Here is a 15,741-nt window from a genome sequence, read left to right as displayed (position 1 = left end):
CAATAAAGAGGTAACCTTGAGATTGCCGACCTGTTGGAAACGGCCACATATTTAGCCTAACACAGCTTTTAGGGGAGATCCAGTTGTTTATAATAATTTTCTAACTTAAATAAGAAAAAAAATTTTCATATGTAGTACACAACCTATTTTTCTAAACGAAATTTAAATATAAATAGTGAGAAATAATGGATTTTTATTCTATCCTTAAGCTTATTTATAAGGTTAAAAATGTAACAAAAAGAGCATTAACTTAGTAATTAGGCCTAAAATTTGCTAAAATTTTATTTATTCTCTTTTTTTATAGAACGAAATTAAATATGTCTGCCCAAATCCCATATATTGAAGAACTAATTTCTAAATCTAAAGAGACGGCTGATTTTGTTAGAGCTTATTTACCTCAATTTACTAACTTAGATTTAGAGAGCGCTAAAGAGCTTGTTGCTAAGTTAGCTAAAGGCCGTTCCTATGATCAAATTCTTATTAAAAATTTTAATGGAAATGTTGATCAGTTAGCTCGAGCTGCAGCCTATGCATTTTTAGAGGGTAATATTCCACGAGAGCAGTTAGGTAGTATCCTTGAGTTTAGAGAAATGAAATTAGGGTTTGCTGCGTCTGATGCTACTCGCAATAAGGTGCGAGTTGGACAGTTTTTTGATAAAAATGAGCAATTAACACCAGAGGCTCGAAGTCTATTACCTCATTTTTTGTCTTCGGAAGAAAAAGAAAGGTTTTTAAGTTTACTTAAAGAAAAGCCTAGTTCAGATCAATGTTTTTTTGTTGTTAACATTCCTCGCTCATTACTGCAAAATAATGATGAAAATACTAAGCGGCTTAATGGGCTTTTACAGCTCAGTAATAATATTAAAATAATACTAAAATCGCCTACGCCTGTAATTGAGCCAGAATATACTCCATATGTACAATTAACAGACGAGCTAGAAGAAGGAGAAAAAGAAGAGCAAGAGGAATTTTACCCTACAATTGTATTTAGTGCAGGTGCGAGAGACGCCCTAACCAAAGCTATTTATGGTACCCATGCTAAATCACTTTATGCAAGTTTAGGCAGATTTAATATTGATGATATTGAACGCTCTATTAGAAATTATGGTCGTTATGCATCAACAGCCTATCCAGGCGTAGAAGATGAAACTTCTTTTCATAAAGTTATCGCTCGGGTTTTCTTTCTTACTTTACATGATGAAGCTCACCGCAGACTTATTTCCACTATTCCAAACTTTGCTTTTGATGCCTTATTGCAAGCTATCGATGTGATTCGAGAAAAAACAAATACTAAATGGTCGAAAGAAATTTGGGATACCTTAGATATGGAGGTTGGTGAATTCTTAAATGAAACACAGGCTTTCCGAGATCAACCCTCATCAGATGCAAGAACACAAACCTTTTCTAGGCTACTAAATGCTAAGGTCTACACTGAAGACAGACCTATGGGGTTATTTACAGACTCACCTTTTATTGAAACAACTTGGTTACTCATGATAGATATCGTATTAAATAAAAAAAACTGGCAAATTTTTTCGATTGATGAAAATGCTTTTCCTGAAGGTACTTTTTATAAAGACATGATTAATTGTATTCAAAAAAATAAACTAGCCCTTGACAGGGAAGCTTCACCAGTAAAACAAGTTGCAATGATGATGGCTCAATATTTTAATTTACCCGCTCAAAATTTAGATGATGTCAAATTTGAAAAGCAAGGTAGATACCTTCAGTTATCTCAAGGCACTAAACCTTTCCTTTTCACTAAAGAAGTTGCTTTATTATTAGAAAATAAAAAACAGTATCATTCGTTAATTATTAAAGAAATAAGAGAAGGCAAATTAAGCACGGACCAGCTTTCAGAAAAATTGACGAAACTTATAGAAAGAATTAATAGCTTAGAAGAAGAAAATGACCCATTAAACTTATTTCAAAGTGAAAAATTACGATTAATAGACCTAGTTAATCTCAGCGGCGATGAATTTAAACAACTTAATTTTAGAGTAATTGACTTGTTACAAGAAGGAAAATTAACGGTTGAGAAATTTAAACAACTATGTGCTTCAGGTATTATTGAAATAGTTAAGGGATACAATATATACCAGCTAATCAGCAAAGGAAAATTAACGATAAGCGACCTAGAAGCACTTTCTCCAGAAGAACTTACTGAGCTACGAGATCGAGCCATTGCTGCAGCTTTTTTAAGCGATGAATTAACTTTAGAAACATTTAAGAATCCAGCTTCTTTGAGAAATTTTAAGAATTTAAGCTCGTTAAAATCATATGCTAAGTTTTTTACATCTGAAGATACGCCAGAAATAAATCAATCAAATGCCATTATTAATAATATTAATGATAACAATTAGCCTTCTCACCATTACCGAGCAAAGACAAATTGTTGCCTAGTAAAATCTAGTGGGGTTTGATAAAAATGACATAAGGCTAAACGAAATCGATTTGCTCGCTTAGCTAAACCTTGTTTGCAATAAATCATGACCTGATCATAAACTGCTTGTTTAAAACTATCAGTATTAACCGAAGTGCCATTTAAATTATCAATGCTAAACTGAAATTGATAGCCAGCTGCTACTGATAAAATCCACTCAAGTGCTTGAGGTTTAACCTCAACTTGCTGGAAGAGTGCTTGTTCTTCAGGGCCGCGGCCATCAGGAATATACCAATAACCATAATCCACTAATGTTCGCCGTGCTTTGCCAGCAATTAACCAATGAGCACATTCATGAAGAGCACTACTAAAAAATCCATGCGCAAAATAAATAGCATGATATAAACGATCTTTATCGGCAGGAAGATAAATAGGCTCATCTATGCCCTTTATTAATTGAGTATTATACTTCTCTGCAAAACAGGCATTAAAGATAGTAATTAAGTCTTGATAACGATGCTCTTTCATGTTCAATGCAGTTTTATTATTGTTAGGCAAAGCTCATTATAATTTAAGTCCTTTTGTAAGCATTAACACTTCAAAAGTAAATCAACCTACTAGCTAAAAAAGATACCGCAGGCAACCTGCGGTAAATAATAAACACTATTTTGTATGTATTAATTTTTGTTTAATACTAATATTTTTCGAGTACTGGGCGTAGCTGGTAATTTAATATTACTAAGCTTTTCATAAAGCTTGGTAAATAAAATAGGAAATATACCATTACCTGTCACATTAGCAGCTGTTCCAAAGGGATCACATAGCAAATAAATGGCTGTAATTAGGCCGATCATTTCATTAGAAAAGCCTAGGTGTGCTTCTAAAATAGGTGCTACGACAATAATTACCCCACCAGGCACAGCGGCAACTGCATATTTTGCTAGTGCTGTATAAAATGCAAAGATAACAAAGGTTGATAAAGACGGTAGCGGCATATGAAATGTTGATAAAGTCGCTAGCGCTAGAATAGGTATACCAATGGCACTACCAATTGTGTGAATATTGATAATGGCAGGGACAAGCATTCTAGCTTTTTCTGCATTAAGATTTTTCTCTGTTGATAATAGTAGTACTGGCATAGCCGCAGCACTAGATATTGTACTTAGTCCTGTTAAAGTAGCCGGTAAAACATTTTTTAAATAAAAAATGAATTGTTTAAATTTGCCCTGGCTAGCAATAAGATACCAAAAACTTAAGTAAAGCCAGTGAGTTAGTATAATTAAAATCAATATTGGACCATATAGATGCAAAGAAGTATGTAAAACTTGCTCATGCTCCAATTTAAATAGAAAACCTAAAATAAAGACAGGTAATAAAGGAATAAATACCTTTTTTAAGAAGTTATTGGCTAATCTATTTAATACGACTCCCATTTGCTTAGACCAAGTTGTTGGCCATAGTGAAAAGAAAATACCTGTAAAAAACCCAATTAAAAGAGCAATATCATTTGAAATTAGTTTTTTCAAATGGAGTTGCCAAGCTGGTAATAATTGGGTGGCTGTAGTTGTAGCTTGGGCTTTAAAATGAAAAAGTTCAAGACCTACACATCCGGCAGAGTAACCAACCATTAAAGCTGTAAAATTTGAAATAAATACACAGGTAATTAATAAACAAACAAAAAGGAGGGCGCCCTTTTGTAAGTTAGCTAAACAAGAAAAAACAAAACTAAAAATAATAAAAGGCATGAAAAATTCAAGTATCGTCTTCATACTTAGACTAAGGGCATAACTGATTGATTTAACTTCAGTTGGTATGTATTGACCAGCTAATAAGGGAAATAAAATTACAACCAGCAATACACAAAGCAATTTGAATTTTTTTAAGTCAAAAAGCATGTTACTCCTTTAATTTACTGTTAACAAAATGCCTAAAAACTACACGTATGTTTAATCCACGTCAATTAAAAATTAATCATCACTTATACACTGGCGTTATTTTTAGAGCATGTTTACTTAGAGGAAAATAAGAAAATTAAGATTTAATCATTTGAATTTAAATAAAAATGATTAAAAATTTTGAGAAACTGCTAAATTATTCCCGTCGTTAAACGGGAATAATCAAATGGCTAAATTATTAACTGTTACTTTCAATGAATGCACTTAATTGTGATTTAGATAAAAGGCCCATTTTAACAGCTTCAACTTGCCCATTTTTAAAAAGGATAAGCGTTGGTATGCTCATAACGCCATATTGTGAAGGCATTCTAGGATTTTCATCGATATTAATTTTAGCGAAGGTAACATTTTCACCATGATTGGCAGCCACTTCTTCTAAAATTGGCGTCAGAGCGCGGCAAGGACCACACCATTCAGCCCAAAAATCAACAAGAACAGGCTTGCTTGATTTCAGCACCTCTTGCTCAAAATTTGCATCAGTAACAGTTTTAATATTATCACTCATAAAGAAACCCTCGCTAAATTAAAGTTGCTGTTAACCATTATAGATCACCACAAACCGCTTGCAACACACTTAATGCAACAATTGCCGCCGTTTCTGTCCGCAGGATGCGAGGGCCTAAACTCATAGGAAGAAATTGCTGTTTAATAAGATAATCTAACTCAACAGCACTTAACCCACCTTCAGGCCCAATAATAAGTCCAATCGCCGGTACTTTTTTTTGCTCTAAGTCTTTCCAATTTTGTGTAGCATCCGGAGTAAGGACAACATTTAATTTAGGTAGGGGCTGTCTTAAATATTGTTGCAAGGAAATAATTGAGTTAATTTTTGGTATTTTATTTCTGCCCGACTGTTCACAAGCAGCAATAGCGATAGCTTGCCATTGCAAACGCTTTTTCTCAAACCGCTCTGAATCGACCTTGACTGCGCAATGCTCGGTAATTAAAGGAGTAATACTTGCCACACCTAACTCAACAGCTTTTTGCACCACTATTTCCATACGTTCACCTTTAGAAATAGCTTGCGCTAAATGAATCAAGCATGGCGATTCACGATTAACTTCTTGGCTAGATAAGATTTTTACTATAACTTTCTTTTTATGAACACTAACAATTTCTGTATTAAATTCGTAATTATTACCATAAAATAGAGTTAAAGATTCACCTGGCTGCATACGTAAGACAACCCCCACATGCTGCCCTGCTTCACTACTTAATTCAATTTGCTGACCGATATCATATTCACCAGCTTGATAAATGCGTATTTTTCTCACTCTTTAGCCTACTTAAAATAATAATGAAAAATAATGGTTATTCAGTGTAATCACCTTTTGCGTTCATCACTTAATAACTTTAATTGATTTCGAGTTATCAACCGCTAATAAAGAAGTATGTTGCTTAATATTACTGACCATTATATTAGCGCAGGAATTGACTAATGATTGGATATCAGTCCAATACTCTTTCTCATGTCCTAAGCAAATTGCTCTAGCTCGCTGCATAACTAACTGATAAGTTTTAGGTAGATGTTCAATGGCCCATGTAGCTGCATCAGTTTTAGAGCGGATTGTATCCGTGCTTACCGTACACCAAATGCGAGCTAAAGTTAACAACACATTTCTGGTATCATGATTAAGATCAGCAATTAAAACACCCAATCCCTCTAAACTAGCTTTAATCACATCTGAATAAGGAATACAAGGTAATAATTGAGTGGGATTAGGCCCAAATAAGGTATTACTGGCTAATAGTACTTGGGTAATAATTAAAGCCAAATCTGGCATCTTGTTAGTTAACCAAGGTACATGATTACCAGATTCAAACTCGTTTCGTAACCATTCCCCATATTGAAAATCAAAAAGTGGTGGATAACGCCATGGTTTAATGGCAGATTTTACAACAATTGTTATTTCAATAGAGCGTTTAATACTTTTTAAATATATACCAGAGATTTTCAAGAACTCAGTAATTAATTTGGCTTTATCTTGCGACGTAGTTGAATGGCTAGCAACAACAAATAAATCAAGGTCACTATATTTCTGTAAACCACCGATTATAGCTGACCCATACAAATAGACACCGAGAAGACGGTCTTTTAATATACTTTTTAGTGCAGCAGTGCATTGCTTAACTTGCTCTACTGCAAGGTTATCGAGTGTCATAATCACAATTTATTGCTTACCTCTTCTAAGTTAATAGTTAGTTAAGCTCCTCACTAAAGTAAGCTAATATTAATACAATTTCACTGCCTCAGCATGTTATTTAGCTTAAATTAGATTTGTCAAATTTATTTATATTTAATTTGGATCCTGTACAAATGCTTCGCATTTTACGGGATAATGTTCGTTTAGCGACACAAAAGAGTCTCTGTCTCTTGTATGTCGAACTCACGTTAATTTAATTACCTATTTGACAAATTAAAGCTTACCAATTACCTTGAGCCCATTTATTTCATTCTTGAATGACGCTAAAACAAAAGCGCTGCAAAGCGTCAATGCTTTATGGGAGAATTACTGATATGAACACCACCCGTTTAGAATCCGATAGTATGGGCGAAATAGCGGTCCCCGCTGATCGCTATTGGGGGGCACAAACCGAACGCTCACTGCATCACTTTAATATTGGCCGTGATATTATGCCTATTGAGGTGATACATGCCTTTGGTATTTTAAAAAAAGCAGCAGCCCTTACTAATGTTGAATTAGGTAAATTAGCAGACGATAAAGCTAAGCTAATTATTCAAGCAGCGGAAGAAGTAAGCCAAGGTCTTCTAGATAAGCATTTTCCTCTGCATGTTTGGCAAACAGGCAGTGGGACTCAGTCAAATATGAATGTCAATGAAGTTATTGCAAATCGAGCAATTGAATTGGCAGGCGGGAATTTAGGTAGTAAAACACCTATTCACCCCAATGATATGGTCAATATGTCACAATCATCTAATGATACCTTTCCGACTGCTATGCATATTGCAGCAGCTTTAGCTGTTTATCATAATTTATTACCAGAAGTCCGCCGCTTACGTGATGCATTGGCTCAAAAGCAAGATGAGTTTAAAGATATTGTCAAAATAGGTCGCACCCACTTGCAAGACGCAGTTCCTCTCACCTTAGGTCAGGAATTCTCTGGTTATGTTGCGCAGCTTGATGCTTGCTTGCATTGGATTGAAGCTGTTTTACCTCAGTTATTTGAACTAGCAATTGGTGGTACGGCAGTAGGCACAGGGCTGAATACTCATCCAAAATTTGCTACTAAAGTTGCAGCTCATATTGCAACAATCACGGGCCTTCCTTTTGTTTCTGCGCCTAACAAATTTGCTGCTTTAGCATCGCATGAGCCATTAGTTATTGCGCATAGTACTTTAAAAACGCTTGCATGCGCATTAATGAAAATAGCTAATGATGTTCGCTGGCTTGGTTCAGGCCCCCGATGTGGAATTGGTGAATTAATTTTACCAGAAAATGAACCTGGCTCTTCCATTATGCCAGGCAAAGTCAATCCCACCCAATGTGAAGCCATGACAATGGTCTGCGCCCAGGTAATAGGTAATGATACGACTGTTGGTGTTGCAGGTAGCCAAGGAAACTTTGAACTTAATGTATTTAAGCCTGTTATTATTTTTAACTTCTTAAACTCAATTAATCTTTTAGTAGGTACTTGTCGCTCGTTTAGAGAGTTTTGTGTAGAAGGGTTGGCTGCACATCGCGAGCAAATTAATTATTACTTAGAAAATTCTTTGATGCTTGTTACCGCTTTAAATCAGCATATTGGTTATGATAAAGCTGCAAAAATAGCGAAAACAGCTCATCATGAAAATACGTCCTTACTTGATGCAGCGGTTAAACTCGGTTTTTTAACAAAAGAGCAATTTAAAGAATATGTTAAACCTGAGGAAATGATAGCACCAAAGTAAACAATGTAATTGTTCACAAGATATAGTTAAAGAATATAATGACTTGGTTTTTCCCGCGCAGGCGGGAATCCATTTCTATGCAGGCACAGTTCAAATGTTAGGATGGATTTCCGCCTGCGCGGAAATGACAAAATCATTAAGTTGACGCCAGCAGTCTTAATTCTTGTAAATAAGCACTTACTTGCTCAACATTATTACTAAAAATCCACTCTATACCTCGATTTAATTCTCGGTATAAGCCGTTCTTTGAATCAATAAACCCTACCCCTACTTTCTGGTGAGCATTACGTAAATTAGTAATTTGAGATTGCCTTAACAATAAGTAATGGGCCAAAACACCGCCATATCCTTTTTGGACGCTTAAATTACAGAAATGGCCAACATTATTATGCAGAGGAACTAATAAGAGTGATTCTTTAGGAAAAGCATGTTCAATTAGAGTAAATAGAGACTCATCTAAAGCAAGTAGATGATAATCTTGAATAGGCGTGAGCGGTTTTAATGCTTCAATAAGCGGTTCCACATCGGAAAAAGGTGCTTTTATTTCGATAAATAAATGCATTTTTTTACCATACTTCCCAATGACTTCTGTAAGCGTAGGTACCAAAGGCGCTTCTTGTCTAAGTTGACTTAATGTTAACGTATTAATTGTTAAATTCTTATTCCATAATCGCTTTAAAGTGGGATCATGATTAACAATAAGCTTTTGATCTGCTGTTGCTCGAATATCAAATTCAATACCCCAACAACCGAAGGCAAGCGCTTTTGCAAAAGCACTATCAGTATTTTCTAGGCAAGACTGTTTATGATTATGGGCACCTCGATGCGCTATTAATCTTGTCTTATCAATCACATTGGCATGTGGTTTGGTTTGTCGTTTACAGGCGAAATAAGTATCAATACCCATACTCAACCAGTCAAGCAATATCATAAATTATTCCAATATATATGTTATATATTTAGCGTATTTATTATAAATGCACTCCTTAGAATAAGAAACGTTATTTAATATTAAAGATTATGAATTATCTATCATTTAAATTAGAAATATTTATTCAGAACTATACTTTAAAAAAGTTAGAATAGCGGTTGACAGTTTTATTGTTCTTCAGTAACTTACGCTGCATTAATGCCGAGGTGGTGGAATTGGTAGACACGCTAGCTTCAGGTGCTAGTGGGGGTAACTCCGTGGAGGTTCGAGTCCTCTTCTCGGCACCATTTCCTTATAATTTAAACTTTATTTATTTGCCCTAAAGCCTGGCCATACTGAATAATGCTGCCTGCTTTAATTGTATCAAGCCAGTGTACTTTCTGGCCGTCAGCAAATAGCAGTACCACCGTCGAACCTAACTTAAAGTAGCCCATTTCATCCCCTTTATTTAATATTTTAGGATGGCTACGATAATCAAAATGTTGGTGTTTTTTAGCACGTGACAATTCTCCATGCCAACTTGTTCCAATAGCCCCAACAATAGTCGCTCCAACCAAAACCATGGCCATTAAACCAACTTCTGTCTCATAAAAGGTTACTAACCGCTCATTGCGAGCAAAAAGCTTACGCACTACGCGAGCTGTTGTTGGCTGCACAGAAAATAACTTGCCTGGAATATAAACCATATTAAGCAAGGTCGCTTTTAATGGCATATGCACCCGGTGATAGTCTTTAGGTGACAAATATAAAGTAGCAAAACGCCCTTCGATAAATTGATCACTTAACTTGTGATCACAAGCTAAAAATTCCTCAACAGTATAATAACGACCTTTAGCTTGTAATATCTGGCCTTTATTGATTCTACCTACTTCGCTAACTATACCATCGACAGGTGAAACAATATCAGCTGCAGCTAAGGGTCTTTTCTCAGGTTTTAATTGTCTAATAAAAAAATCGTTAAAGCAGGCGTAACTAAAGGGATCTTCCTCGCAAGCATCACTCATAACTATATTATATTTCTGCACAAACTGACGAATTAAGTGATTTTTAACGACAGGAATTTTTACGCCAGCAAGCAAACCTGCAAAATTAGTTAAAGCATGCTTAGGTGTAAAATACTGAGGTAGGGTTTTTAAATAATCAGTAAACATAATAAACATCAATTAAAGTATAGGGCATCATAACGGAAAAAAAAGCACTTTGTCATGTTTTATAGATATAAATCAGTAATTTCTCTCCCAACTTAGCTTTCAGTTAGTTCCTATTCAACAATTTTACCTTGCTTAAACATTTACAACCGTAAAAATCTATGGCTAATTAATTATAGAATTAATGACAGTTAATAGGAATAATAGTCAACATAATCGAATAATTTGCCGATAGACCCATATGCAAGCATTATTTTATTAAATCTTCGTAAACCCTGTTCATTTGTTTAGAGGAAAGCCCGCATGTTTAATTAATATCAGGAGAGTCTTATGCATGAAGGACACTATAAGTTACCCTACCGCCCTATGCCTGCTCAATCAAGATTTGGCCTTTTTGGTTGGCCTCTTCATCATGAAGCTTGTTATCTACCCACTGAATTACAATTTAGACAACGGATACTTACAGCAAGAGCTACAAGTGGACTTGATACAGAATTATTACAGACAAGCAGTAGTTGGTTTGCAGAAGATAAACAAATTGCCTTTATTAATGAAAATGAGAATTCCTGGTTTCTAAATAATGAATTTCGACCGCGGCAAGAACTTAGTTCGGATGATTTTCATATTGGCTTAATTGATAATCAACGTTTAAATTGGCCAGGATTAAGTACCCTTATGCGCAATATTGGTGATTATCTCTTAATACGTAATAGTCGCCTTGCACCTGAGCACTTTAACCAACCTATGAATTATGTTTTGCTCGATGTCGTGCAAATATTAAAGCGATTAGCTACGATTGATAATCCTACTTACGTTGCCCGACAATTACAATTGTTGCGGCAATATTTACGTGCTATAGAAATACATATACCCCCCACAGCCGGAAGCGACCGGTTGTTTTTAGCAGATTGCCGTTATAGTATTGAGGTTAAAGTCGAATCTGAAATTATCCATAATCTTATCACCCAGCAATTAGAAAAACGTCTTCATGCGGTAAAATCACAACTTAATAAGGTTGGAGAATTACGTCATATTATCTTACACTTTGCTTTAGCTGAAGAGCCTGTTAATCCACATCCTTATTGGGAACTCTTTATCAATGGTGAGTCTTTAGACTCCAATGCTCAATTTCCTACCTTAGCTGCAAAAGCCTGTGCGACGGTTAATCAGGCAGCGTTAACGGAGTTTGCCCTAGACTCTACACTTTTACCAGTCACTGTTAATGAGCAAATCCTAGATAACTGTCCAGAATTTAAGTTTATAGAAAATTTACCTAGTGAAGTAAAAGCAGCATATGGTAAAGGTATTGCTGACCTACAAGAAATCGTTCGTATTCAAATGATTTTAGATAAGCTCTTACAAACTTTTGATCGAGCAGGTGAAGTATTTACAATGATCCAATTTAGTGAGGAAATGCATAATTTATTACAAGGTATAGAGCAATTCATTCTACGATCAGAAAAGAATATTTTGCTCGTTCTAGAGGCAAATACACAAGCGTACCATAAATATATTCAAGAAAAACAAGATTTAACTTGGTGGGATAAAATTGCAAAAAATAAACAAACTCGTATTGATAATTTTATTAGCAATCAAGATAACCTTGCTCGCTTTTCAACAACGCCAAGCGACTTACATTTAGCCAGTAGTGAGTTACTTGGACAAGTTAACCAAGTTATTAATCATTTAAATCAACAAAAAAATCAAAATGAGCAACTTAAGTTAATTAGTGATGTCAAAAATTTAATAGAGCAACTTATAGATTCTATGCATGCTTGGGTAAATCATCAACGTATCTCGCAGGGTTTACCCACCATACCCAAAAAGTTAAGCCTTCCATTAAGTACAGATAACAGCCAAAATAGGCAAAGTAGCCAACTTCCTCCAGGAAAATCATTCGCTCTTAAGTCAACTCCTAATACATTGTTTAGTAAATCAGCCAAGCCTAAACTTAATATGTTATCAACTAATGGGCCTTTACCTGAATTAAATACAACGCATAAGTCTTGCTATCCCCTTAATCGATCTTCACTTCCTGCTAATCTGAACTCAACATTTAATAGGCAAGACAACTCTTCTATGATCTGGGTAACTAGTTTTCTTTTTCTATTACCTATTGGTCTTTTAATATTAAAAATTATTTATGATAAATGGCAAACTTCAGATAACAATTTAAATCATGACGCCATTAATAAGGAGAAATTTACTAATTTACTAAATTATGGGGCTGATAAACTAGCTATTTTGGCTCATGCAATAGAAGGTACTGATAGTGAAGATGAAATTCATCTATATATCAATACCTTAAAAGAGCTAAAAAATAAATTAAATCCTACTGCAAATGACTTGAAAAATTTAAAAGAGCTTATTAAAGATATTAATTATCTAATTAAATCTAGTACTCAATCCTTACCAAGTCAGTCTATAAATTCTGTGGGCTTATAAAACTGCTACATTCGTCGTTATAGACCTAGGGTGCCCTGTTAAAGCAGGGCGTAATTCCCAAGTCTGATCTTTTGCATAAGTTGCCAACGACTTTAAATAATGTTGGATATGAATATCATCTCTAGCAACTTGCATAACTAGTTGTGCATCTAAATTAGGACCTTTGCTAATTGAAATAGTTGTTTGCATTATCTTTAATAATAACTTAAATAAAATTGTATTAAAGGAGCTACTGTTTGTTTCACCTTGCGTAAAGATATTAGCAAGGATGCCTGAATTTGAATGGTTTTTATCCTTTAGCGCTTGATTTATATTTTCGCCCCGTTGCCTTCTACTAAAAAAGCTAAACAGAGGCTCATATTCCTTTAACGCTTTTTTAATTATATCTTCAAAAGCTGAGCGCTCTAAGCTATCTACCCATTTATACATCCATTTATTAAACCGAGTTAATGAATAGTCCGAATAGAGATGAGTAAATCGCTGATCTTCTTTAGCGTATTTAATTGCATGTAATGTATAAATATTTTCATTAAAATTTCCACGTTCACAGGCATACTCAACACTAATTAAATTGACATCTATTGCGCCTAAAGTTTTGTCTTCAATACTACTAACTGTATAAGAGCTTATCGTTTTCGAAACAAATAATGTCATTAAGTGTTTTATTAGTTGAGTATTTAAAGAGGTGCTAGAGTGCCCACCAGAACTTAATATAAAAGCCAATTTATTAGCATTATTATCTGTACTAGTTTTTAAATATTGGGTTACCGGCTCTTCCCGATAACGATTAGATAAAATATTTAATGAACTTGCAGAATAGTATTCAGTAATAATAGATGATATAGCACCATTGAAAGTTTCTTTATCTAATTTATTAACCCAATCAAATAAAGCTTTAATTGCTTCTGAAACAACGGACTCATGAGTGTGAGGAATCTGTAATAATTCAGCATAATTATGTCTAACCTTACTCTCAATAGGTGCATCTACAGAACTTAAGTGCCTTTGTAAATTAAAAGTACCATAGAGATTTAAGATTTTACTCATTAATTCACCAAACTTTATAGACCAGCTTGTACCTTTTAAATATTGGTGAATTTTATTTTCATAATTTCCAATAGCAGCCGATATAAGCTGATAAAACTCCTGGTTTTTTTCTATAGTAAGCTCATGTCTCTCTAACTTATAATAATCTAATGCCGCCTTTTTTAAACTTTTTCTAAAATTAATCAACTCTTGTAAACCTAACAAGATGCTATTTTCTTTATCACAATTAGTTGTAAGGGGATCAATATCTAGATCATTTTCTTCTAAAAGCTGAGCAGCTTTAATTAACGTTGGATCATCTAACGTGATATTGATTTTATCTGTTTGGGATGAAACTATAGGCTTAATACTTAATTTATCAATTAATTCTTTCGTTAACTGTTTGGCTTGCGATAAACTATCTTTGATTAAGAAAATAAGTGAATCTCGCCAAACCTGATGATATCTTTGCTCTATTTTTACTGACTTAAACCAAGCATTAGGATTAAATAAAAAAGCATCCATATCTGATGGTTTTTTAATATAAATAAAATCCTCATCATTTTTTTTATCAGAGACATCTTGATGAGCGTCCCAAGCCTGTTTCATCTTCTCATTTTTATTATCCACTTGGGACATAATCTGTCCAAAGGCAGACGGTTTATTACGAAGGTAATCACTGAAAGAGACAACCGAGACGCCACTTTCATTTTTAGGGCAGCCTGGGTAGAAAACAACAGCTTTATATAACTGTTGATAACGATCGTACAAAACCTTCATCATGTGATCAATAAAGGTTTCTTGACCTTCAAATTTTGGCTGAAAATAAGTGGGATGAATCCGTTTTAATTCAGATCTTTGCTTTTCATCTAGACAAGAATAATCAAATTTAATATCACCAAAATAATGTTCAAGTCGAGCACGTATTAATTCTGGATCAAAAAGAATAAGTTGCTTTAAGAAAGCATGAAAGAGTTGATCTTGAAATGAAATAGTACCTTTTTCTGTAAGAAGACTTGGATTAGTAGCTAGCTTTTGAAACTCAGCAAAATTTTTATAAATCTTTGTAACATTACCATTTGCAGGAATTGTGCGAGCTGGTGAATGGGTTCCTGGCAGCGAATTAGGCAAATTATCTAGTTGGCTTCCTCTTATACGCATCAATATTTCTGGCGGATCCTTTAAAAAACTATCGCTTAATCGCCCCCCTTTCATAATGTAGGTGATATCATAAAAACTCATATCACGATCAATTAATCCTCTAGTAGATATATTTTTAGGATGCTCGTCATCTTCGCCAATTGTAAGTAATATGGCTATAAATTCAGCAAAATTTTCTAAAAGAAGTGATTCTACACTAGGACATACCAACTCTTTCTCTTGAGGATCCGTAGGAGTAGGATCAGTCCATTGTAATAAAGGTTTAAAGTCAGGAATGGCGATTGAGGCAGTGCCAATAACTTCATCTTGGTCATTTAACACCAGTCGTTCTTCAGCTACTCGATCGACAAAAGTGCTCATAAAAACACTACTGGCAACAGAGTACTGAGCTAGTATCCGGGGATATGAGGGAGCGAGAGGTTTATAGAATCCTTTTTTTATCTCGCCAGCTGTGTCAATAAACTCGACCTTGAAAACTTCATGGCCTGAAGTAGGCACCGCTTCTCCGGCGCTTTTGAAAACTAACTGGCCATATCGTAAAGCCTTACTTGGCAAGGGCATGGCTCTATTTCCTTATTTTCTGGTATCAGCAGAATATATTCATATTAAGCAGAAAATGCATCTTTATTCAATAGTATTTTTAATAACAAACATGCACTGACTTAAAAAGACTTGCTAACATACTAATCATTTGCTGATTACCAATGTTTATTTTAAATTAAATTTGTTTAAAAAATAACAACTTAAATTTTATTCATTTAATATGATATTAGCACTTTTTT

The 15,741-nt window shown here is 34.5% G+C and carries 11 protein-coding genes and 1 tRNA gene; 4 read left to right on the top strand and 8 right to left on the bottom strand.

Features of this window, described 5'->3' with window-relative positions:
* Positions 1–317 precede the first annotated feature (317 nt).
* A complete protein-coding gene (locus DYH30_RS00200; RefSeq protein WP_115329455.1) occupies positions 318–2,363 on the top strand; it encodes a hypothetical protein in 2,046 nt (681 codons plus the stop codon).
* An 11-nt stretch (positions 2,364–2,374) separates the two neighbouring features.
* On the opposite strand, the gene DYH30_RS00195 is transcribed toward DYH30_RS00200, so the two are convergent.
* The 5 genes from DYH30_RS00195 to DYH30_RS00175 form a co-directional block, all read right to left on the bottom strand.
* A complete protein-coding gene (locus tag DYH30_RS00195) occupies positions 2,375–2,911 on the bottom strand; it encodes an elongation factor P hydroxylase (RefSeq protein WP_115329454.1) in 537 nt (178 codons plus the stop codon).
* A gap of 149 nt (positions 2,912–3,060) precedes the next feature.
* On the bottom strand, positions 3,061–4,278 hold the full coding sequence (locus DYH30_RS00190; RefSeq protein WP_115329453.1) for a cation:dicarboxylate symporter family transporter: 1,218 nt from the start codon (positions 4,276–4,278) through the stop codon (positions 3,061–3,063).
* A gap of 238 nt (positions 4,279–4,516) precedes the next feature.
* Positions 4,517–4,843 (bottom strand): thioredoxin, encoded by a 327-nt coding sequence (trxA, locus tag DYH30_RS00185; protein WP_115329452.1) that lies wholly within the window; start codon positions 4,841–4,843, stop codon positions 4,517–4,519.
* Positions 4,844–4,880: 37 nt separating this feature from the next.
* The gene (locus DYH30_RS00180; RefSeq protein WP_115329451.1) at positions 4,881–5,612 is read right to left on the bottom strand and encodes a 16S rRNA (uracil(1498)-N(3))-methyltransferase; all 732 of its coding nucleotides are present in this window, start codon (positions 5,610–5,612) and stop codon (positions 4,881–4,883) included.
* Positions 5,613–5,678: 66 nt separating this feature from the next.
* A complete protein-coding gene (locus DYH30_RS00175; protein WP_115332452.1) occupies positions 5,679–6,500 on the bottom strand; it encodes an aminoglycoside adenylyltransferase family protein in 822 nt (273 codons plus the stop codon).
* A 356-nt stretch (positions 6,501–6,856) separates the two neighbouring features.
* Here DYH30_RS00175 and fumC point away from each other — a divergent pair, with 356 nt between their 5' ends.
* Positions 6,857–8,248 carry a class II fumarate hydratase gene (gene fumC, locus DYH30_RS00170; protein WP_115329450.1) on the top strand — a complete coding sequence of 464 codons (1,392 nt, stop codon included), beginning with the start codon at positions 6,857–6,859 and terminating at the stop codon, positions 8,246–8,248.
* Between the two features lie 136 nt (positions 8,249–8,384).
* Here the strand turns inward: fumC and DYH30_RS00165 are convergent, their stop codons facing one another.
* On the bottom strand, positions 8,385–9,179 hold the full coding sequence (locus DYH30_RS00165) for a glycerophosphodiester phosphodiesterase (RefSeq protein WP_242604693.1): 795 nt from the start codon (positions 9,177–9,179) through the stop codon (positions 8,385–8,387).
* A gap of 200 nt (positions 9,180–9,379) precedes the next feature.
* Here DYH30_RS00165 and DYH30_RS00160 point away from each other — a divergent pair.
* A tRNA-Leu gene (locus DYH30_RS00160) sits at positions 9,380–9,466 on the top strand.
* 12 nt (positions 9,467–9,478) lie between these two features.
* Here DYH30_RS00160 and asd read toward each other — a convergent pair.
* Positions 9,479–10,330: an archaetidylserine decarboxylase gene (gene asd / locus DYH30_RS00155; protein WP_115329449.1), complete on the bottom strand. Its 852-nt coding sequence runs from the start codon at positions 10,328–10,330 to the stop codon at positions 9,479–9,481.
* Positions 10,331–10,657: 327 nt separating this feature from the next.
* Here asd and DYH30_RS00150 point away from each other — a divergent pair, with 327 nt between their 5' ends.
* Entirely contained in the window at positions 10,658–12,772 is a 2,115-nt protein-coding gene (locus DYH30_RS00150; protein ID WP_115329448.1) for a hypothetical protein, read from the top strand.
* On the opposite strand, the gene DYH30_RS00145 is transcribed toward DYH30_RS00150, so the two are convergent.
* A complete protein-coding gene (locus DYH30_RS00145) occupies positions 12,767–15,520 on the bottom strand; it encodes a hypothetical protein (RefSeq protein ID WP_115329447.1) in 2,754 nt (917 codons plus the stop codon). The two genes, DYH30_RS00150 and DYH30_RS00145, sit on opposite strands and share 6 nt — an antisense overlap.
* Positions 15,521–15,741: the final 221 nt, after the last annotated feature.

The organism is Legionella busanensis, assembly GCF_900461525.1.
GTDB lineage: Bacteria > Pseudomonadota > Gammaproteobacteria > Legionellales > Legionellaceae > Legionella_C > Legionella_C busanensis.
The sequence above is the reverse complement of the archived record's forward strand: the minus strand, read 5'-3'. Positions and strand labels throughout refer to the sequence as shown.